Annotated in this window: 15 protein-coding genes; 10 read left to right on the forward strand and 5 right to left on the reverse strand. The window is 49.8% G+C overall.

The annotated features are described in order from the left end of the window. The first annotated feature begins 4 nt into the window (after positions 1 to 4). Positions 5 to 1,360, forward strand: coding sequence for an O-antigen ligase family protein (locus KG631_RS17740; protein WP_214000964.1), 1,356 nt, complete (start codon positions 5 to 7; stop codon positions 1,358 to 1,360). Continuing rightward, positions 1,344 to 2,042, forward strand: coding sequence for a hypothetical protein (locus tag KG631_RS17745; RefSeq protein ID WP_214000965.1), 699 nt, complete (start codon positions 1,344 to 1,346; stop codon positions 2,040 to 2,042). The genes KG631_RS17740 and KG631_RS17745 overlap by 17 nt, the downstream gene beginning before the upstream one ends. On the opposite strand, the gene KG631_RS17750 is transcribed toward KG631_RS17745, so the two are convergent. Both KG631_RS17750 and KG631_RS17755 read right to left on the reverse strand, forming a co-directional pair. Then, complete coding sequence (locus KG631_RS17750; RefSeq protein WP_214000966.1) at positions 2,011 to 6,162, reverse strand: EAL domain-containing protein; 4,152 nt, start codon at positions 6,160 to 6,162, stop codon at positions 2,011 to 2,013. The genes KG631_RS17745 and KG631_RS17750 overlap by 32 nt on opposite strands. Positions 6,163 to 6,254: 92 nt before the next feature. Continuing rightward, positions 6,255 to 7,481 (reverse strand): MFS transporter, encoded by a 1,227-nt coding sequence (locus tag KG631_RS17755; RefSeq protein ID WP_214000967.1) that lies wholly within the window; start codon positions 7,479 to 7,481, stop codon positions 6,255 to 6,257. Between the two features lie 123 nt (positions 7,482 to 7,604). Between KG631_RS17755 and KG631_RS17760 the strand changes: the two genes are divergently transcribed. Both KG631_RS17760 and KG631_RS17765 read left to right on the forward strand, forming a co-directional pair. Next, positions 7,605 to 8,603 (forward strand): amidoligase family protein, encoded by a 999-nt coding sequence (locus KG631_RS17760; protein WP_214000968.1) that lies wholly within the window; start codon positions 7,605 to 7,607, stop codon positions 8,601 to 8,603. Beyond that, positions 8,588 to 9,271 carry a gamma-glutamyl-gamma-aminobutyrate hydrolase family protein gene (locus KG631_RS17765; protein WP_214000969.1) on the forward strand — a complete coding sequence of 228 codons (684 nt, stop codon included), beginning with the start codon at positions 8,588 to 8,590 and terminating at the stop codon, positions 9,269 to 9,271. Before KG631_RS17760 ends, KG631_RS17765 begins: the two co-directional genes overlap by 16 nt. A gap of 5 nt (positions 9,272 to 9,276) precedes the next feature. Here the strand turns inward: KG631_RS17765 and rrtA are convergent, their stop codons facing one another. Further along, a complete protein-coding gene (rrtA, locus tag KG631_RS17770; protein WP_214000970.1) occupies positions 9,277 to 9,876 on the reverse strand; it encodes a rhombosortase in 600 nt (199 codons plus the stop codon). A gap of 184 nt (positions 9,877 to 10,060) precedes the next feature. Here rrtA and ggt point away from each other — a divergent pair, with 184 nt between their 5' ends. Together ggt and KG631_RS17780 are read left to right on the forward strand one after the other, a co-directional pair. After that, a complete protein-coding gene (ggt, locus tag KG631_RS17775) occupies positions 10,061 to 11,827 on the forward strand; it encodes a gamma-glutamyltransferase (RefSeq protein WP_214000971.1) in 1,767 nt (588 codons plus the stop codon). Positions 11,828 to 11,859: 32 nt separating this feature from the next. Further along, positions 11,860 to 12,603 carry an enoyl-CoA hydratase-related protein gene (locus tag KG631_RS17780; RefSeq protein ID WP_214000972.1) on the forward strand — a complete coding sequence of 248 codons (744 nt, stop codon included), beginning with the start codon at positions 11,860 to 11,862 and terminating at the stop codon, positions 12,601 to 12,603. A 35-nt stretch (positions 12,604 to 12,638) separates the two neighbouring features. On the opposite strand, the gene KG631_RS17785 is transcribed toward KG631_RS17780, so the two are convergent. After that, complete coding sequence (locus KG631_RS17785; RefSeq protein WP_214000973.1) at positions 12,639 to 13,085, reverse strand: hypothetical protein; 447 nt, start codon at positions 13,083 to 13,085, stop codon at positions 12,639 to 12,641. A gap of 107 nt (positions 13,086 to 13,192) precedes the next feature. Continuing rightward, a complete protein-coding gene (gene cysK / locus KG631_RS17790; RefSeq protein ID WP_214000974.1) occupies positions 13,193 to 14,167 on the reverse strand; it encodes a cysteine synthase A in 975 nt (324 codons plus the stop codon). 124 nt (positions 14,168 to 14,291) lie between these two features. On the opposite strand from cysK, the gene KG631_RS17795 reads away from it, so the two are divergent. The 4 genes from KG631_RS17795 (at position 14,292) to KG631_RS17810 (ending at position 18,535) form a co-directional block, all read left to right on the forward strand. Further along, on the forward strand, positions 14,292 to 15,137 hold the full coding sequence (locus KG631_RS17795; protein WP_214000975.1) for a MoxR family ATPase: 846 nt from the start codon (positions 14,292 to 14,294) through the stop codon (positions 15,135 to 15,137). Positions 15,138 to 15,313: 176 nt separating this feature from the next. After that, positions 15,314 to 16,483 carry a VWA domain-containing protein gene (locus KG631_RS17800; RefSeq protein WP_214000976.1) on the forward strand — a complete coding sequence of 390 codons (1,170 nt, stop codon included), beginning with the start codon at positions 15,314 to 15,316 and terminating at the stop codon, positions 16,481 to 16,483. A gap of 63 nt (positions 16,484 to 16,546) precedes the next feature. After that, entirely contained in the window at positions 16,547 to 17,617 is a 1,071-nt protein-coding gene (locus KG631_RS17805) for a sulfite exporter TauE/SafE family protein (protein ID WP_214000977.1), read from the forward strand. A 57-nt stretch (positions 17,618 to 17,674) separates the two neighbouring features. Next, on the forward strand, positions 17,675 to 18,535 hold the full coding sequence (locus KG631_RS17810; RefSeq protein WP_214000978.1) for a bile acid:sodium symporter family protein: 861 nt from the start codon (positions 17,675 to 17,677) through the stop codon (positions 18,533 to 18,535). The last annotated feature ends 17 nt before the right edge of the window (positions 18,536 to 18,552 follow it).

Raw genomic sequence — 18,552 nt, forward strand, 5'->3', positions numbered from 1 at the left:
GTTTTTGACGTCACTCGGAGCGGGCCTTATCCCCGATAAACCTCAGCTAGCGCCAGACAGCTGGCCGGCTTTGCTGGTGTTTTATCTGGCACCCTGGTTTTTGTTGATCGACAGTATCAGCGGGGCGCTGCAGCAGTCATCGGCGGCACTGCCGTGGTCATTATTTTTTAAGACCTTGTTGCTGAGCTTGTTGGTGTGGCAACTGATCCTCTGGCGTAATAAAAGCCTGCTATTGTTGCTGGGTTTGCTGGTGCTGGGACTGGGCGGACCGGCATACAGCTATTTGACTATCCCCACCCTTGCTGGGCGCGGAGCGACTGATTTTATTGCCAGTGAAGTGCCGTTACTGGTTAAGGCACTGGCACCGCTACTGGCGTTCAGTTTTTTGCTGCAGTTTTGCCGGCGCTATCCGGGCGCATTTCTGGTGATGGCCGATCGGTTGATGCTGCTGAGTTATCTGGTTATTTTGCTTAACCTGGCATTAGGTTTAGCGGGTTTTGGCTACACGGCTTATCAGCCAATGGACAATGTTGAACAGCCATTTTTAGGGCTAAAAGGTTTTTTCTATTCAACTAATGAACTGGCTGCAGTGTTACTGGTGGTCAGTGGCTGGTTATTATGGCGTTGCTGGCCAGAGCGCAAAGCCCGTTATGTGTTGATTAGCCTGTTAAGCGTGGGCAGCGCCATGTTGCTGCTGACCAAAACCGGGTTGCTGGGATGTCTGCTGTTGGTATTGTTAATACCATTACTGGCGGCGAAACCCGGCTTTTACCGGCAGTATTACCGACAGCTATTGGCTTGCCTGCTGCTGGCGCTAGCCGGCTTACTGATTTGTGTCTGGTATGCTGAGCCATTGTTACGCGCCGCCGGCTTATACGATAAGCTGGCCTATGCTTATCAACAGCGCGGCATACTGGGGATTTTACTGTCATCGCGCGATTTATACTTAACCATAATCTGGCAGCAAACTGAACAGCACTACGCGTTTATCCACCGTCTATTCGGGGTCGGAGTCGCCGGAGTTAGTGTGCTATTGAAAAAGTACTTTATTGAAATTGACCTGTTCGACTTAACGGTATTTTACGGCATGGCGGGGGTACTCATTTTCAGCCTGACATTTGGCCGGTTTTTTTACAACAGCCTGGCTCAGTTGCCGCTCAGTCCGTTGGCCGCAACGGTGTTGTTTATTAATGTATTATTGCTGGGAGTAGCGATGATGGCAGGGCATGTTGTGACGTCGGGTATGCTCTGGTTACCCTGGGCATTGGCTAATGCGGCTGTATTCAATACACATTTAGCGACGTCGGTAACAGTCGGCAAATCAGCAATAGCACGGGGACCTGATGAAAGATTTACTTGAACCTTTTCTGTATCCACAGAATATTTTTCTTTATGCTTTGCTTGTGGCCTGTATTGTTTACCGGAAAAAAGGCCTGTGGCTGCTATTGCTGGGCTTTTATCTGGCCGGCAACACTTATTTTGCCAATATGGTTCGCAGCCACTATGCTGCACAGATTGGCGGGAGCAGTCTGCCACAAAGTAACAGTACTTATGTGGTATTGGGGTGTGGCGGCTCTGCAGCAACCTTACCGGCGTGTGCCCGCGCCAGGCTGGATCGGCTGAGCCAGATCCTGGGTGGCCAGAGTGAGCCGGTGATTATTACCACGCGCTACTGTCAGCCTTATCAGGATTATCTGCTAAGTCAGCAGCAACAGCCGCTGGTAATTGATTGCTTTGACGCCGGTGACAACACGTATCAGGAGTTCAGTAGTTTGAGTCAGCGGTTGAGTCAGCGGCAACAGCTGCAATTTATTACCAGTGACTTTCATGGCTGGCGGGTTAGCAAACTAATTGAATATCATCAGCTGAATGCCGGGATCAGCACCGTCAGTAGTCAGACTTTCCGGCCGCTTAATTGCAGCTGGAACTGCATGTTCACCGTTAATCTGAGTAACTATGATTTATACAGTAAACTCAGCGCCGAATATGCCAGCTATCTGGTTTGGCGCCTTAGTGCAAGCGCTGCAGTATGGCAGCAATAGTGGCCCTGGCGTCATCCAGATAGGGCTGAAGCAGGTTGACAGGCATTGGCCTGGCAAACAAATAGCCCTGAATTAACTGACAATGACGCTGTTGCAGATAATCTAACTGGTCAAGCGTTTCAACGCCTTCTGCAATACAATCAAGGGCCAGATTATCTGCCAGGGTCAGGATGGTATCTAAAATGGCATGCGGTTTTGTCGGTATTAAGTCGCGGATAAAACGCCGGTCAATTTTTATCAAATCTATCGGAAATTCCTGCAGATATGTCAGCGACGAATGGCCGGTACCAAAATCGTCAAGATACAAGCTGAAACCGGCATCTTTTAGCTGATGCATGGTGTCAATCGCTACCTTGCGGTTAGTCATAATGGCACTTTCGGTAATTTCCAGTTTTATCCTCGGTAACAATTCCGGTTTTCCCGCCAGTAACGCCTGAAGTTGGCAGGCTAAATTAGCACTGCATAACTGCACCGCTGATAAATTTACTGATAATGCCAGCGAGTGACCGGCCGCATCGAGCTGTTGCAAATCAGACAACGCCTGGCGCAGAGATTGCCAGGTTAACTGGTCAATCAGGCCTAACTGTTCGGCCAGTAAGATAAACTGGTCTGGTGGTATCATGTTGCCGTTGTTATTCCAGCGCAGCAGGAGCTCAATACTGACAACTTCACCACGTTGGATATCAACCACCGGTTGGTAATAATTTTGCAGTTGCTCAGCTGCCAGCGCTTGTCTGAACTGGTGTTCCAGGGTCAGATTATGCAAGGCTAACTGTTGCATGGTGTTCTGATAAAGCAGAAACGGCTGATGGCTCTGATTTTTGGCGTGATACATCGCGATGTCGGCTTGTTTCAGCAATTCAGCGGCATCATTGCTATCTGCCGGATAGCGGCTGACCCCGATGCTACAGCTGATACTGAGCAAATTGTTGTCCAGTTGCACAGGTTGTTCCAGTTGCTGCAGGACCCGTTGCAGAAGCTCTGCCAGTTGGGCTGTCTGTTGCAGGGTCAATACCAGAACAAATTCGTCACTGCCAAGGTGTGCCAGCAAATCATTTGTTCGCTGCAGGTTTTGTAACCGGCCGGCAATGACCTGTAACACCTGGTCACCGGCCTCATGGCCGTAAGAGTCATTTATTTGTTTAAACCGGTTAAGGTCAATAAAACATACTGCTACAACAGATTGCGACTGCAGGGCATCTGTTAATAACGCTAATAACATTTTGCGGTTTGGCAGCCCCGTCAAACTGTCATGGTGTGTTAGCTGTGTCAGCGCTTGCTCGGTTAACTTGCGGGCGGTGATATTAGTATAAATGCCAGTTATTTGCTTAGCGCAGGTTATACCCGGCTGAGTAACCTTACCGACATCTTTAAACCACAGCCAATTGTCTTGTTGATCCTTAACCCGGTAAATCAGGTCAAATTGCTCTGTTTCCTGTTGTATCAGTTCCAGCCAGTTGCGCTGATAATCAGTGCGATCGTCAGGGTGGATCAGCTCAACATACTCTCTGAAATGGATGCCGTTATCTGGTTGGTCGGCGCCCAGCAGCGTCAGACGTGCCTGATGAAATAGACGATCGTCCTCTGCCTGCCATTGCCAGATATTGCTATCTGCGGTTTCAAGCGCCAGCATCAGGCGTTGTTCCGATTGCTGTAGTTGCTGGTTGTGATTTAACAGCAGCAGGCGTTGCTGCTGGCGACGGTAGAACCAGTAGCCAATAGCAGACAGTAACAGCAGTACATAGAAGCTTTTAGCAAGGCCACTGAGCCACGGCGCAGCTTTCACCACAATTTCAACATATGCTGGTTCAGTATATTGTTCTTTTAGCGGGTCGAACGCTGTCACTGTCAACAGGTGCCGGCCTGTTTTTAACTTTGGCAGTAGTAGAGTGGGCTGATGACTGCTAAACGCCGGAATGGCTGACGGTCCGCTCAGTTCAAAGCGGTAGCGGGTTTGGTTTTGTTGCTTGTAGCTAAAGGTAGATAAGTAAATTTGTAAGCCATAATCCTGATGATCCAGCTCTACTCGTGCTTTGTGTTGCGGTTGCAGTACGTCGGGGAGTTTTCTAGACATCAGACTCAGATGACTGACTGCAAGTTCTCTTACCTTATTTTGATGGTGAGTAAACTGAGCAGGGTCAAATAAGGTTACACCTTTCATAGAGCCAAAAGCTAATTTGCCATCAGGCAGCGTCGCGTGCACCATGCCGTTGAACTCATTGCCTACCAACCCATCGAGAACAGTAAATTGTCTGAAGTTATCTGCATCGATATTGTAACGCCATAGACCACGGTGGCTGCTCAGCCATAAATATCCCAGGTGGTCGGCCTGCATAGCATACAGCGAATAAGCCGGTAAGTCGTCGCGGAATTTTTGCTGTTTTACTGCTAATGTCTCGCTGTCTAGTTCTACCAGCGCTTGTTGATAAAAAAGCAACCAAATACTATCGCCGAGAACTACCATGCTCTCAAGATAGCTGGATTCGCGTTGCATACCCTCAGGTAACTGATAGAGTAATTGCAGTTGCGTTGTTTCAAAATTATAACGCCAGATTGCAGCATCAAAACTGATAATAAGTGAGTTAATGTTTAGAGGATCAATGGAGTAAATACTGCTGTAACTTACTTTTTTTGCGGCTTCATTCAGCACAGATAAGGGGCGAATGTCAGCACCATCCGCACTGATCCTGAAAAATCCATTGTCGTTATTTAAAAATAAATTGCCCCGCCTATCTGCTGCCATGCTGTAAGGAAGCTCTGCCAATTGCGCGGCAACCTCGGGGCTTTTAACATATTCTTCCTGCAGCGTTTTTCGGTTAAATAGCCGGATGTTTTCATCTGTCATTAACCAAAGCCGGTTTTCGTTGCCAGGCAATATATGATTGATGGTAGCGTTGTAACCATCAGCATTCGGATCAACATTAACCAGATAGTGGCTAACTTGATGGTTAGCCAGCTTAATTCGGTTTAAACCATTCTGACTGCCGGCCCACAGCACATCATTGTCACTTAACAGGCTAGATATAATTGGGTGGCTTAGTTGCTGCTCAATACCAATGTTGGTAAATCGTTGTTGCCTTGGTTGCCAATAGTAAGCGCCATCCCCCCGTATTGCCAGCCAGAAGTTTCCATACTCATCTTCAGCAAAGTCGTAGACGGTGTCGTCATAATGTGGCTGAGGGGTCTGGGAGGGTTGGAACAAGGTATTTAAGGTTGAGTCGTCTGCTAAATGCAGTAAGCCTTTACTGCTTGCCAACATTAAACCGCCTTGTGGCGCTGGTTTTATCAACCAGAAAGTTGCATCGGCTATTACTTTCTCACTGACAACCTGCAACGCTGCATCATTAAAAGGTGCGTCTAGGTCTTCTATAGCAATCCTGTGCAATCCCGCTCTTGTACCAACATAGAGAAAGTGCTGGTTTACGTGTAAAGATATATTCTCACGTTGTTTGGCAGAAGGATTGCCTGTTAAAAAATGAATTTGCTGGTATTTGCCCGTGGCTAAATTCAGACGCCAGAGTTGCTCACTACTGGCAATATAAATATGGTCGCCAACTTGCAATATGTCCCAAATAAAATGGGTATAAATATCATCACTTGGTAAGGTAAACACGCTTACAAGTTGTTCGTTATGAAGCTGAAAGACAGTGTTTAAGTTTGCATAAATCATGTTTCCGGTTTTATCTTGCCTGATAACATAGATCATCTGGCTGTATTTATCTGACACATTTTCGTCAATTTGTTGCAATGGTGTAATGCTGTTGTCGTGCAAATCAAGCTGCAACAAACCATGGTCGGCAGAGGCCAAATGCATAACACCGGGCCGGACAAACATAAAATCTTCAATTGAAGTCGTTTCCGCCAGCAAACCAAAACGAATGGGATTAACCCGATAGCCATCATAGCTGTCGAGACCATCTTCGTTAGCCAGCCAGAGTTTATTATGCTGATCTAACGCCAGTTTAAAAACATTGCCCTGACTTAAATCATTATCTGGTGATAGGCGAAAAACGTGTTGAACAGCTGCAGGTGTCACGGATTTTGGGATGGCCTCAGCAAATGCCAGGCCTTTGAGGCTTAACAGCAATACTGTAACTAAACAAAAAATCCTTCTGAACATTTTTTCTCTTTTTACCAAGACAATTACTGCTAGCTACTGCCTGAATAACGTCACGCTAACGGGGTTGGCGCAAAATTGCAATATGCCACATGCTAATCATCATTCAGTGCATTATTAATCATGGTTTGGGTTACCTGAGTGGGTGACACAGCGTTGGAGTGTGGCCGCTGGCTGGTCGGGCGCTGGAAGCAATAATGATAAAACGCCATTAACGCAACAATAGCGGGTAGCAGGCCTATAAAGTAAAAAAATACCGCACTGCCAAACTTATCCAGTAATAATCCGGACAGTACCAGGCCACCAATAGCACCTAAACCGTTGGCACGGATTAGCACGCTGCTGGCTGCCACCATTTGTCGTTTTGCCAAATGGTCATTGGTATGGGCAATCGCCATCGAGTACAGTGGCAGGAACAGTGCGCCGAACAGATAGCAGGCCAGATAAAGCTGCCAGCCACTGGCCGCGGTCAGCTGGGCCAGCCATATCGCCAGGGTGCTGGCGCCAAAACCACACACCGTCATAATCAGTTTGCGGTCGAAGCGATCAGATAATTTACCCAGTTGAAACTGCATACAGAGGCAACCGAAAATAAATATCGCCATCAGGCTGGCAATATGCAGCAGTGATAACCCCAGGCGGGAAAAATAAACGGGGCCAAAACCAAACATCGAGGCATAACCAAACTGCAGAATAAAACAGCCCAGTACGCCCAGCGGCACCATCTTCAGTAACTGATTTACCGGCATCTTTTCGGCTTGCTGAAATGTCGGCGCCGGGGTTTTAGTTATAAGCAGCGGAATGACAGCCGCACTGATTAGCACCGATACCAGGGTAAACTGGATAAAATCCCGCGGGTCGCCCACGGTAATTAAAAACTGGCCCAGACCAATACCACCAAATAACATTGAGACATACACTGACAGCAGGGTACCGCGGTTTTGATTATCAGCTTTGTCGTTGACCCAGCTTTCAGCAATCACAAAAATGGCGGAAAAACAAAAACCTGACAACAGCCTCAGCACAAACCAGGCATAGGTATTGACCCAGATTGCATGCAGCAGGATACTGATAGAGGCCATTGCTGCCAATGCGGCAAAGGCCCGGATATGGCCCACCCGCATAATCATTTTCGGCGCCCGGATAGAGCCCAGTAAAAAACCAATAAAATAACCAGCGAGTATCAGGCCGATACTGACACTGGCAAAGCCTTCCAGTTCAGCCCGTAAAGACAGCAGGGTATTTTGCAGTCCGGTCGTCATACCAACCATGGCAACCCCGAGGAATAACGGCCAGCTTGAATGAAAAATGGATTTCAACATAACCCCTTTCTGAGAAAGTACGCCGCAAGTTTACCCTAAACCAGCCATTATTGCTGCAACAAGTGCACCATTTGACATGGCCGGGTTGCTCCCTTAGGCTGAGGTTAAATTGTTGAGTCTGAGGTGTATTTGTCCAGTCGGCCACAGTTACAAGCGTTACCCTGGCAAAGCAGTTATGCTAATAAACCACGACGTTTTGGCATTGAAATAGAATTCAGTGGTCTGGAGCTGTCTGATGTCGCTCAGCTAGTTGCAAAGCAGCTAAAGCTAAAGGTACAAGCAGATGGCCGCTATCGCTACAAACTGACTGGTGATAAGGCCGGCGACTGGCTGGTAGAGCTGGATTTTCAGCGTTTGACCAAAATGGGCGAGCAACAGTTTGACTCAGACTCGTTAACCGATAATTTGCAGGAGTCGCTGGAAACCATGCTGGCGGCGGTAGCCAAGAAAGTGGTGCCCCTTGAGCTCGTTACGCCCCCTTTAGCTTTTGCACGACTGAACGAAGTTGCCGACCTGATAACCCTGCTGCATAAACAAGGGGCAAAAGGTTCGTCTGAGTCACTCCACTATGCGTTTGGGTTACAGCTTAATCCGGAAATTCCATCAGCTGACGTCGCGGTTTTATTAAACATCATTCAGGCATTTATTTGTTTACAGGACTGGCTACGTCATCGTGAGCAAATTGATGTGGTCCGCAGTCTGACCTCGTTTATTGAACCCTATCCAAAGGCGTATCAGCGAAAAATTACTGACAAACATTATCAGCCGGAACTTAATGCGCTGATAGACGATTATCTTCAATTTAATCCTACCCGCAACCGGGCACTGGATTGCCTGCCATTATTTTTGCATTTAGATAAACAAAGGGTCAGAGCGGTAACGGCTGACAAATTAATTAAAGCCAGGCCGACATTTCATTACCGGCTGCCCAGCTGTGAAATTCATCGGCAGGACTGGAATTTGCAACATGCCTGGGATGGCTGGGCAGAGGTAGAGCTACTGGCTGCGGATCATCAGCGTCTGACCGATTGCATGACAGCATACCAGCAGCATCTGGCAAAACTGAATAGTACCACGACATCCTGGATAACTCGGGTCGAGCAAACATGGTTAAGCCGGTAATAGCGATAACCGGACCCGAACGGGGTGCATTCGGGCCCCGGTTGCTGGTAGCGCTAGCCGTGCGTTGGTATGGTGCTGCACCCTTACAATTAAGACCATCAAGCGACCTGGCAACCGCGCATTTTGATGGTGTGGTGATAACCGGGGGGCATGATGTCGACCCGGTGCTGTATGCGGCAACGTCGGAGGTGCATCCGAACTATGATCCGGCGCGAGACAAACTGGAAATGGCGGTTATCAAGCGGGCTGACACCGCGCACATTCCATTGCTGGGTATTTGTCGCGGTGCCCAACTGCTGAACGTCAGCCGGGGTGGCAGTTTGTTTCAGCAATTAACAGAGCAGCGCCGGCGTACATCACAGCGCTGGACAATACTGCCTTTGAAAACCTTGTGTCTGACCAGGCAGAATTCAGCTTTAAAACAAATTTTCCAGTGTGACACAGCACGGATTAATAGTTTACATAATCAGGCAATAAATCAGCTGGGTGACAACTTGCAGATTGTCGGCCGTGATTTGGACAATATCGTCCAGGCGGTGGCAGATCCGGACCGGGATTTTGTGCTGGGAGTGCAATGGCATCCGGAGTTTTTAATTTTTATCCGGCGTCAGCGTCATCTATTTAAAGCGGTGGTAGAGCAGGCACGTGCCCGACTGGCGCAGAGCTGATGCTCTTAGTTGCGGCTGTTGCCTGCAAACCGGTTTTTTACTATTAACAGACCAAATAGCAGCACTCCACTGATCACCCCGTACAAATGAGCCTCTATGGCCACGGTTGCGCTGATTAGTTGGCCCAGTTCAGCGTCGGGCCCCTGGTACTGCTCGTAGCCAATTTTGGCCAGAATGCCCAGTGTCAGCAACACCCCCCCTGTTTTGCCGGTTTTTATATCCAGTAGCGCCCCGAAAAACAGTAAAGCATGTAGTACCCCGGATAACCCGACGTAACGCTGTATATCAGGTTGCAGCCAGTACATCAGGCTGCTGATCACTACCGCGCTGAACAGCAACTGCCAAATCAACGCTAATTGCCGCTGATAGCTGGCATGCAGCAACATTATAACCAGTAAGCCGCCGCCATTTAACAGCAAATGATAGAAGTTGGAATGCAGCAAATGGCCGGTGACTAAACGCCAGAGCTCACCGTCTGCCAGCGCTGACCTTTGAAAAGCAAAAAGTTGCTGCACGGCTGCTGGCAACATAAACATCAGTACTGCCAGCAGCAGCAAGCAGCAAAAAGGGACGTAGCTGCGGTTAGAAACAAATAAAGTCGGCATAACGGCCCGGTTAGGATCCTGGATCGGATCTGCAAAACAGCAGTTAAAAGTAGCGCTATCCCAAACTAATTTGCTGGCGATATCAAGCAGTATTTCATTTAACCATCAGATATGCCGCCAATCTCGCTTGATCTGCTAGCCTCTTCTGGTTAGGGTGTAATGCTGCGCATAGAGAGAGCAAGATATGAAGCTGTTTTATCTGTTTTTAATCAACGTTAGTGTCCTGCTGAGCAGTCAGACGGCTATTGCCAGCATGCTGCTGCAACAGAGCGTGCCGCAGCAGGAAGTCCGTGAGCCGGAAGCAACTACAGGTTTAACTGAGCAGCAACTGGTTCGCAGCAAACACGCCATGGTTGCTGCAGCGCACCCGCTGGCAGTTGCAGCAGGGCAGCGCATTCTGGCCAAGGGCGGCAGTGCAGTTGATGCGGCTATCGCCACCCAACTTATGCTGGGCCTGGTAGAACCGCAAAGTTCAGGCATAGGGGGCGGTGCCTTTATCTTACACTGGCATAAAGCAAGCCAGCGTTTAACCAGTTTTGATGGCCGTGAACAGGCACCGGCAACAGCCGGCGCTGACTTGTTTAGTCATAATGGTAAGCCGCTTGACTGGCGGGCCGCTTATGTGGGTGGCAAGTCGGTTGGCGTGCCAGGGGTCCTGAAAGCTTTGGCCATGGCGCATCAGCAATATGGCCGCTTGCCGTGGCCAGCATTATTTGATGATGCTATCACGGCTGCCGAACAAGGTTTTACAGTCACACCGCGAATGGCAAAGCATCTGGCAATGGGCTGGAATCAGGGGGTTAAAACCCTGGCACCGGCAAAAGATTATTTTTATCCCGATGGCCAGGCGTTAGCCGCAGGCAAGACCATCACTAATCCGGAGTACGGCAAATTACTCAGAGCGATAGCTAAAGACGGTGTTGTCGCTTTCTATCAGGGCGAGAACGCCGAAGCATTGGTAAAAACCGTGCGCAGCGCGGCAACTAATCCCGGAGCAATATCGCTGGAGGACCTGCGCAACTATCAGGCGGTTGAGCGGGAGGTTTTGTGTCAACCTTACCGGCAGTATCAGGTATGTGGCATGGCACCGCCGAGCTCAGGCGGCATAGCGGTGTTACAGATACTGGGGATATTGTCAGGATTTGACCTGGCGAAACTGCAGCCTGGTTCGGTAGAGGCGGTGCATCTGATCAGTCAGGCTGCCCGGCTGGCTTTTGCCGACAGAGAGCGTTTCCTGGCGGATGCTGATTTTAGCCCGGTCCCGGTTGCGGGCCTGCTGGACCCGGCCTACCTGGCAAGTCGGGCAAAGCTAATTAATCCGGCTCGTAACCTGGCAGCGGTTGCTGCCGGACAGCCCGATGGCACTGAGCCGCTGGCTGACGCCGCAGCAATAGAGTTTGAAAATACCAGTCATCTGTCAGTGGTCGATCAATACGGTAATGGGGTAAGCATGACGACCAGTATCGAAAATGTCTTTGGCTCCGGCCTGATGGTCAATGGCTATTTGCTGAATAACCAGTTAACTGATTTCAGTCTTCGCGCAGAAGTGAACGGAAAACTGGTCGCCAACCGGGTAGAAGGGGGCAAGCGGCCCCGCAGTTCAATGGCACCCATGATGGTATTTGACCAGGATAATAACCTGACGCTACTGACCGGCTCACCGGGCGGCAGCAGGATTATTAATTATGTCGCCCAAAACCTGGTAGCAGTGCTGGACTGGCAGTTAAATCTGGAGCAGGCGATTAATTTACCACGCTTCACCCATCGTAATGATTATCTGGCGTTGGAGGCCGGTACGCCATTGGCTGCATTGGCGCCAGAGCTCGAAGCCATGGGCTATCAGGTGCGGCTGCAGGATCTGAATTCCGGCATTCATGCTGTTGCAATAACCGCTGAGGGACTGGAAGGTGTTGCTGATCCGCGGCGTGAAGGCACCGCTGCCGGTCATTAATTCGTAAATAACCGATAAATAAGAGACAAAGAATGACAGTGAATGTTAGCCAAAGTCCGGCGGGTGTGATGACCCTGAGCCTGGAGCGGCCGGATAAGAAAAATGCGCTGAGTCTGGTCATGTATCAGCAGCTGACCGAGGCGTTGCAGCATGCAGAGCGGGACCCGGCAGTGAAAGTAGTTGTTTTGCAAGGTTCCGACAGCTGTTTTTCCAGTGGTAATGACTTACAGGATTTTCTAACGGCGGGCGAACTGAATGCTCATCACCCGACGGTCGCATTTTTATATCAGCTTAATGCGTTTACCAAGCCTGTCATCGCCGCCGTCGCCGGTTTGGCTATTGGCATCGGTACCACCGCCTTGCTGCATTGCGATTTAGTGTATGCGGCACCTGGTTGTCGGTTTCAAATGCCATTCAGTCAGTTGGGGTTGTGTCCCGAGGCCGCATCCAGTTTATTGCTGCCACAGTTGGTAGGTTATCAGCGTGCAGCCCAGTACTTGCTGTTGGGAGAGGCGTTTGATACCGACAAGGCCGAGGCGATGGGCCTGGTTAATCAGCAGGTAGCCAGTGATAAGTTGCTTGATTTTGCGGCAGAAAAAGCTCTCGCGCTGGCGAAACTGCCAGCAGAAGCAGTGCAGCACAGTAAGGCTTTACTGCGCGGTAAAATAAAGCGCAAAGCTGATAAAGTGATTGCGACTGAACTTGAGGTGTTTGGCGAACTGTTAAAAAGTGACGCTTGTCAGCAACAACTTCAAACCTTTTTCACTAAAAAATAAAGGTTGCTGTTCAACTTTGAACAGTGACTGGCCCGTCAGTAGCTGGCAGTACTGCTAAATGGATCGGCTTTTACTGCTGTGACCAGCCAGCTACCACTTTGTTTCACCATAGTGACGGTGCGCAAATTATCAACCTGTTTGCCGTCATGCTCACCGCTGAAAACCAGGGTAACGTTGGCATCATCATCATACTGCTGGCGCAGGTTCTGACCGCTGCGATTAACTTCAATTGTCACGGTGTCATAAGACATATTCATTAAGGTTCTGGCCACCTGACGCGGTGTCACGTAAGCATCAAGCAGGGCGGCAAACTCTTCCGTGCTGAGGCTTTTGGCTTTTTCCAAATCTTTTTCGTTATACAGGGCATGAAAAAACTCGGTAGCAATGTGCTCAGGTGTGCCCCAGTGGGCGTTACTTTTGGGCTTTTCTCCACAAGCGCCAAGCAAAAACAGGCTTATTATTAACGACCCTAGCAGTTTCATCAGCAGCCACCTTTTGTTAGCAGTTAAGCCAGCAGTGTGGAATTTTTTTTAACCCCTGTAAAGTAAAAAGGCCGCAAATTGCGGCCTAAACGATGGTATCAGCGAACTTAGGGTTGCAGTTCCTGCTCGGTAAAAATGTTAGCAAACAACGGGCTGGATAAGTAACGCTCTGCGGCACTGGCCAGAATAACCACAATATTTTTACCGGCATTCTCTGGCTTGGCGGCCTGGCGTTGCGCGGCAACTAAAGCGGCACCTGACGAAATACCGGCCAGAATACCTTCTTCGCGCATTAAGCGGTGGGTGGCGGCGATGGCATCGTCGCTGCTGACAGTTTCGACTTCATCAATCAGATCTAAATCCAGGTTGCCCGGAATAAAGCCAGCACCAATACCCTGAATTTTATGCGGTCCGGGCTTTAGTTCTTCGCCAGCTTTGGCCTGGCTTATCACCGGCGACTCGACCGGTTCGACGGCAACGCTGTGCAACGGCAGGTTTTTAACCTGCTTTAAATAACGGCTAACCCCGGTAATGGTGCCCCCGGTGCCAACGCCAGCGATAAAAATATCTACTTTACCGTCTAAGTCGTTAAAAATTTCCGGGCCGGTGGTATCGACGTGAATTTGCGGGTTGGCCGGGTTTTCGAACTGCTGCAACAATACATAGCGGTTCGGATCAGACGCCAGAATCTCGTGGGCTTTTTCAATGGCGCCTTTCATACCTTTCGGACCTTCAGTCAGCACTAAGTTGGCGCCCAGGGCTTTTAACAGCTTGCGCCGCTCCAGGCTCATGGTAGCGGGCATGGTCAGGGTTAATTTGTAACCGCGGCTGGCTGCAACAAATGCCAGGGCAATCCCGGTATTACCTGAGGTGGGCTCGATAATTTCTTTATCGCTGGTCAGCACGCCGCGTTTTTCGGCATCCCAAATCAGGGCTGCCCCTAAGCGGCATTTCACACTAAAGCTGGGATTACGCGATTCAATTTTGGCGTATACATTGGCGCCGCCTGGTACGGTCCGGTTTAATTTGACCAGAGGGGTGCGGCCGATAGACAATGAGTGGTCTGCAAATACGTTTGCCATAGTAAGCTCCAATTACAAAGAATTTGGTTATAAGAATACGCCAGCCGTATAAAAGGTGAAGTAGCGTTTGGCTATAACTTATATCATTTACTTTAACCTGAACCCAAGACCGGCGAGGATCCTGATGGCCTTTGAAAGTACTGACAATTATATCGTATCAACCGAACTTGCGCTGGCTGTAAATGCTGCGGTAACTCTTGAGAAACCATTACTGATTAAAGGCGAGCCTGGCACAGGCAAAACCCGGCTGGCCGAGGAGCTGGCGAAAAGTCTGGATACCCAACTAATTCAATGGCATATCAAATCTACCACTAAGGCGCAGCATGGCCTGTATGAATATGATGCAGTATCCCGCCTGCGTGACAGCCAGTTAGGTAGCGATAAGGTGCAGGATATCAGCAATTATATCCGGCCCGGTAAGTTATGGCAGGCCTTTACCGCGGCCAAACGCCCGGTGCTGCTGATAGACGAAATTGACAAAGCGGATATTGAGTTTCCCAATGACTTATTGCACGAATTGGACCAGATGGCGTTTTACGTACATGAAACCGGCGAGCAGATCCGGGCGACAGACCGGCCTATCGTGATTATTACCTCAAATAATGAAAAAGAGCTGCCTGACGCCTTTTTACGCCGCTGTTTTTTTCATTACATTCGTTTCCCGGACGCCGATACGCTGCGCGATATTGTTGCCGTGCATTACCCCAATATTCAGCAGCAACTATTGAGCACGGCTCTGGAGATATTCTTTGAGCTGCGCGAGTTGCCGGGTTTAAAGAAAAAGCCGTCAACTTCAGAGTTGTTAGACTGGCTCAAGCTGTTGTTGGCCGAAGATATTCCGGCCGAAGTATTAACCGACAAGCAGCAAAAAGGCGGCTTAATGCCGATGTTTGGTGCCTTGCTTAAAAACGAGCAGGACGTAACACTGGTTGAAAAACTGGCATTTTTGGCCAAGCGGCAAGGGCGCTGAGAAGTATGTTCTTTTCAGTAGTAACGACTCTGCGATTGAAGTTAGCGAAGGACCAGAACCTTGTTTCGGTCGGCGCAGAGTGTCTGAGTGAGGGCGCAAGCCCGAGCGAGTTGCTGCGACGAGCCGGGGCAAGTGTTGTGGGCCGCAGCGATTCGATTACACCAGGACCATAGGCAATGCTAATTGATTTCTTTTTTACCCTGCGCAAATACGGCTTAAAAACCAGTATTACCGAGCTGCTGGATTTACTAAATGCGCTGAAGCAGCAGGTGGTCTTTGCCGACACTGAAGCCTTCTATCAGTTATCACGGCTGTGTCTGGTAAAAGATGAAACCCAGTACGATAAATTTGACCGCGCCTTTGCTGACTATTTTGAGGGCGTAGCCGAGGTGGATATCGCGGCCAGTATTCCGCCCGAGTGGCTGGTACCCGAGGTTTTGCGTAAGTTAAGCGACGAAGATAAAGCCAAGCTGCAGGCGCTGGGTGGCCTGGATAAGTTGCTGCAAACCCTGCGGGAGCGTTTAGCCGAGCAGCAGAAAAAGCATGCCGGTGGCAATAAATGGATAGGCACCGGCGGTACCTCACCTTTTGGCGCTTATGGCTATAACCCTGAGGGCGTGCGGATTGGCCAGCAGGGCAGTGGCGCCAGGCGGGCGGTAAAAGTATGGGATAAACGCGAATTTAAAGACTTAGATACTGACAGCGAGCTGAATAACCGCAGCATTAAACTGGCCCTGAAGCAACTGCGTAAATTCGCCCGTAGCGGTGCCGAAACTGAGCTGGATTTGCACGGCACGATTCAGGCTACGTCTGAGCAGGCCGGCTGGCTGGATTTACGCTTTATCCGTGAACGGCACAACGCCATTAAACTGCTGGTGTTTTTTGATGTCGGTGGCTCAATGGATGACCATATCGAGCAATGTCAGAAACTGTTTGCCGCGGTAAAAACCGAGTTTAAGCATCTGGAGTTTTTCTACTTTCACAACTGTGTGTATGAAGGGGTGTGGCGCGACAATAAACGTCGCTATACCGAGCAGGTAAAGGTAGACGACATTGTTCATACCTACGGCAGCGACTATAAGCTGATATTTGTCGGCGATGCCACCATGGGCCCTTATGAAATAGAGTATCCTGGCGGCAGTGTGGAGCACTTTAACGAGTTACCGGGTAAAGTGTGGTTGCAGCGTTTGTTGAGCCACTATCCCAAAGCAGTATGGCTGAACCCGCAACCAGAGCAGTGGTGGAGCCACTATTATTCTATCGAGATGATTAACCAGTTAATGGCAAAACGAATGTATCCGCTAACGCTGGACGGGCTGGGCAGGGCAATAAAAACCTTACTTTGAACGCATTGGTTTAACGATATTGATACAAACAGAAAAATAACGTAATGACTAAGGACATCCAGCATGACCACACCCTTGCCAACCAAGCCAGTATTAAAGCAAAGGTTATGGATTTGGTTGCTGTGGCTGGCAGGTTTTTATGGGGTGTGGCTGTTTTTAGTGGCCGGGATGGGGTATTGGCCGACGGCAGTAGCGCACTGGCCGATGGCGGTCGCTATGGCGATTGGCAGCTATGCCGCCGGCTCTACGCCAATGGGCGGCGGCACGGTGGGTTTTCCGGTATTGGTACTGCTGTTTGAACTGCCGGCCAGCCTGGGCCGTGATTTTAGTTTTGCTATTCAGTCTATCGGCATGACCAGTGCCAGTATTTTTATTCTGGCCAGACGCCAACCGCTTGCCTGGGCCATCTTAAAGGGTGCCATGTTGGGCGCATTACTTGGCACCCCCTTCGGAATTTTCCTGATTGCGCCTTATATTCCTGAGCTGTGGATTAAGTTGCTGTTTGCTGTAGTCTGGGCCAGTTTTGGTTTACTGCATTTGTTTCGTTTAACTGAAATTGCCGGCCATACCGGCATAACTGACTTCGATGAGCGCTGGGATTTTAAACTGGGCTTGTGGATTGGCCTGCTGGCAGGGGCAACGGTAGCAGCGGTGACAGGCGTGGGCATCGATATGGTGCTGTATACCGCGCTGGTGCTGCTCTGCCGCGCCGATTTAAAAATTGCTATTCCAACCTCAGTGGTGATTATGGCCTTTACTTCGGTACTGGGCGTTATCGTAAAAACTGTTTCAGGCCAGGGTTTGGCACCAGGTGTATTTGAAAACTGGTTGGCTGCGGCGCCGGTGGTGGCAATAGGCGCACCGCTGGGGGTATTTATTGTCGCCAAAATTGGCCGTAAGCCGACCTTACTGGTAGTGGCAACGCTGTGTGTCGGCCAGTTTATCTGGACCTTGTACTCGGAGCAGCAACGACTTGGTCTGACTGGTATGGCGGTGGCGCTGCTGGCGGTTGCAGCCTGTCTGGCTGGATTTGAATTGCTGCGGCGTTGGGGGGCTGTGCTGACAGGCGAGAGAACGGCCAAAGCGGTAGCGACGGCACTGGCTGACACCCAGTGTAAAACAGGCTTATCGTGAGGCTGACAGCCCACCAATATTAGGGTAACGTACAGTTTTTAAAAAACAGGAACGCCAATGTTTAATGCTTTAACTCAGATTGGTTTACCGTTGGCGCTGATCCTGATTATGACCGGCGTCGGCATGAGCCTGCGCCTGGCAGATTTTCGCCGGGTTTTTGCTGCTCCCAAAGGCTTTATCATTGGCGCCTTAGCGCAGTTGTTCCTGTTGCCACTGGCGGCTATTGTCGTGATAGCGTTATTCAGTTTACAGGCTGAACTGGCAATAGGCCTGTTTATTCTGGCGCTGTGTCCAGGTGGTACCACCTCGAACTTATACAGTTATCTGAGTAAGGCCGACGTCGGTTTATCGGTTTCGTTAACCGCGGTAGTGGGCTTTATCACCCCCTTTACCATACCGCTGCTCGCGGCCTGGGCCATCAGTTTTTACAGCGGTGCTGAATCGCACTTGCAGCTGCCGGTAGTAAAAACCTGGTTAACCCTGATGATAGTCAGTGTGTTTCCCGTGCTGGTTGGCATGGCGCTGCGAGCGAAATGGCCGGTTTTTGCTAAAGCAGCCGAGCCGGTGATCAGCCGGTTTTCTATTATTGTGCTGCTGTTGCTGATTGTCAGCATTTCGATAGATTTAGGTGATGACCTTTGGCGCTATATTGCTAAAGCCGGCCCGGCAGCACTACTGCTTAATCTGACAACGATGCTGCTCGGTTATTTGCTGGGCAAATGGCTGTTGCAGCAGGAGCGCCAGGCGCGCACTATTTGTCTGGAAGTGGGCCTGCAAAACGGCACCCTGGCGCTGTTAATTACCACTGGTATTTTGCAAAGTTCAGCGATGTCGATAGCGCCCAGCGTCTATAGCCTGCTGATGTTTGGCAGTGCCTCGTTATTTGCAATTTGGGCCCGGCGTAACACCGTGATCTAATGGTTTTTGGCCAGCAT

The organism is Arsukibacterium sp. (assembly GCF_018402695.1).
Taxonomy (GTDB): domain Bacteria; phylum Pseudomonadota; class Gammaproteobacteria; order Enterobacterales; family Alteromonadaceae; genus Alishewanella.

What these genes read in the sequence shown, in the direction of transcription:
- KG631_RS17745 (WP_214000965.1), top strand. Translation starts at nt 1,344, where the DNA reads ATGAAAGATTTACTTGAACCTTTTCTGTATCCACAGAATATTTTTCTT.
- KG631_RS17750 (WP_214000966.1), bottom strand. Translation starts at nt 6,162, where the DNA reads ATGTTCAGAAGGATTTTTTGTTTAGTTACAGTATTGCTGTTAAGCCTC.
- KG631_RS17755 (WP_214000967.1), bottom strand. Translation starts at nt 7,481, where the DNA reads ATGTTGAAATCCATTTTTCATTCAAGCTGGCCGTTATTCCTCGGGGTT.
- KG631_RS17765 (WP_214000969.1), top strand. Translation starts at nt 8,588, where the DNA reads ATGGTTAAGCCGGTAATAGCGATAACCGGACCCGAACGGGGTGCATTC.
- rrtA (WP_214000970.1), bottom strand. Translation starts at nt 9,876, where the DNA reads ATGCCGACTTTATTTGTTTCTAACCGCAGCTACGTCCCTTTTTGCTGC.
- ggt (WP_214000971.1), top strand. Translation starts at nt 10,061, where the DNA reads ATGAAGCTGTTTTATCTGTTTTTAATCAACGTTAGTGTCCTGCTGAGC.
- KG631_RS17780 (WP_214000972.1), top strand. Translation starts at nt 11,860, where the DNA reads ATGACAGTGAATGTTAGCCAAAGTCCGGCGGGTGTGATGACCCTGAGC.
- KG631_RS17785 (WP_214000973.1), bottom strand. Translation starts at nt 13,085, where the DNA reads ATGAAACTGCTAGGGTCGTTAATAATAAGCCTGTTTTTGCTTGGCGCT.
- cysK (WP_214000974.1), bottom strand. Translation starts at nt 14,167, where the DNA reads ATGGCAAACGTATTTGCAGACCACTCATTGTCTATCGGCCGCACCCCT.
- KG631_RS17795 (WP_214000975.1), top strand. Translation starts at nt 14,292, where the DNA reads ATGGCCTTTGAAAGTACTGACAATTATATCGTATCAACCGAACTTGCG.
- KG631_RS17800 (WP_214000976.1), top strand. Translation starts at nt 15,314, where the DNA reads ATGCTAATTGATTTCTTTTTTACCCTGCGCAAATACGGCTTAAAAACC.
- KG631_RS17805 (WP_214000977.1), top strand. Translation starts at nt 16,547, where the DNA reads ATGACCACACCCTTGCCAACCAAGCCAGTATTAAAGCAAAGGTTATGG.
- KG631_RS17810 (WP_214000978.1), top strand. Translation starts at nt 17,675, where the DNA reads ATGTTTAATGCTTTAACTCAGATTGGTTTACCGTTGGCGCTGATCCTG.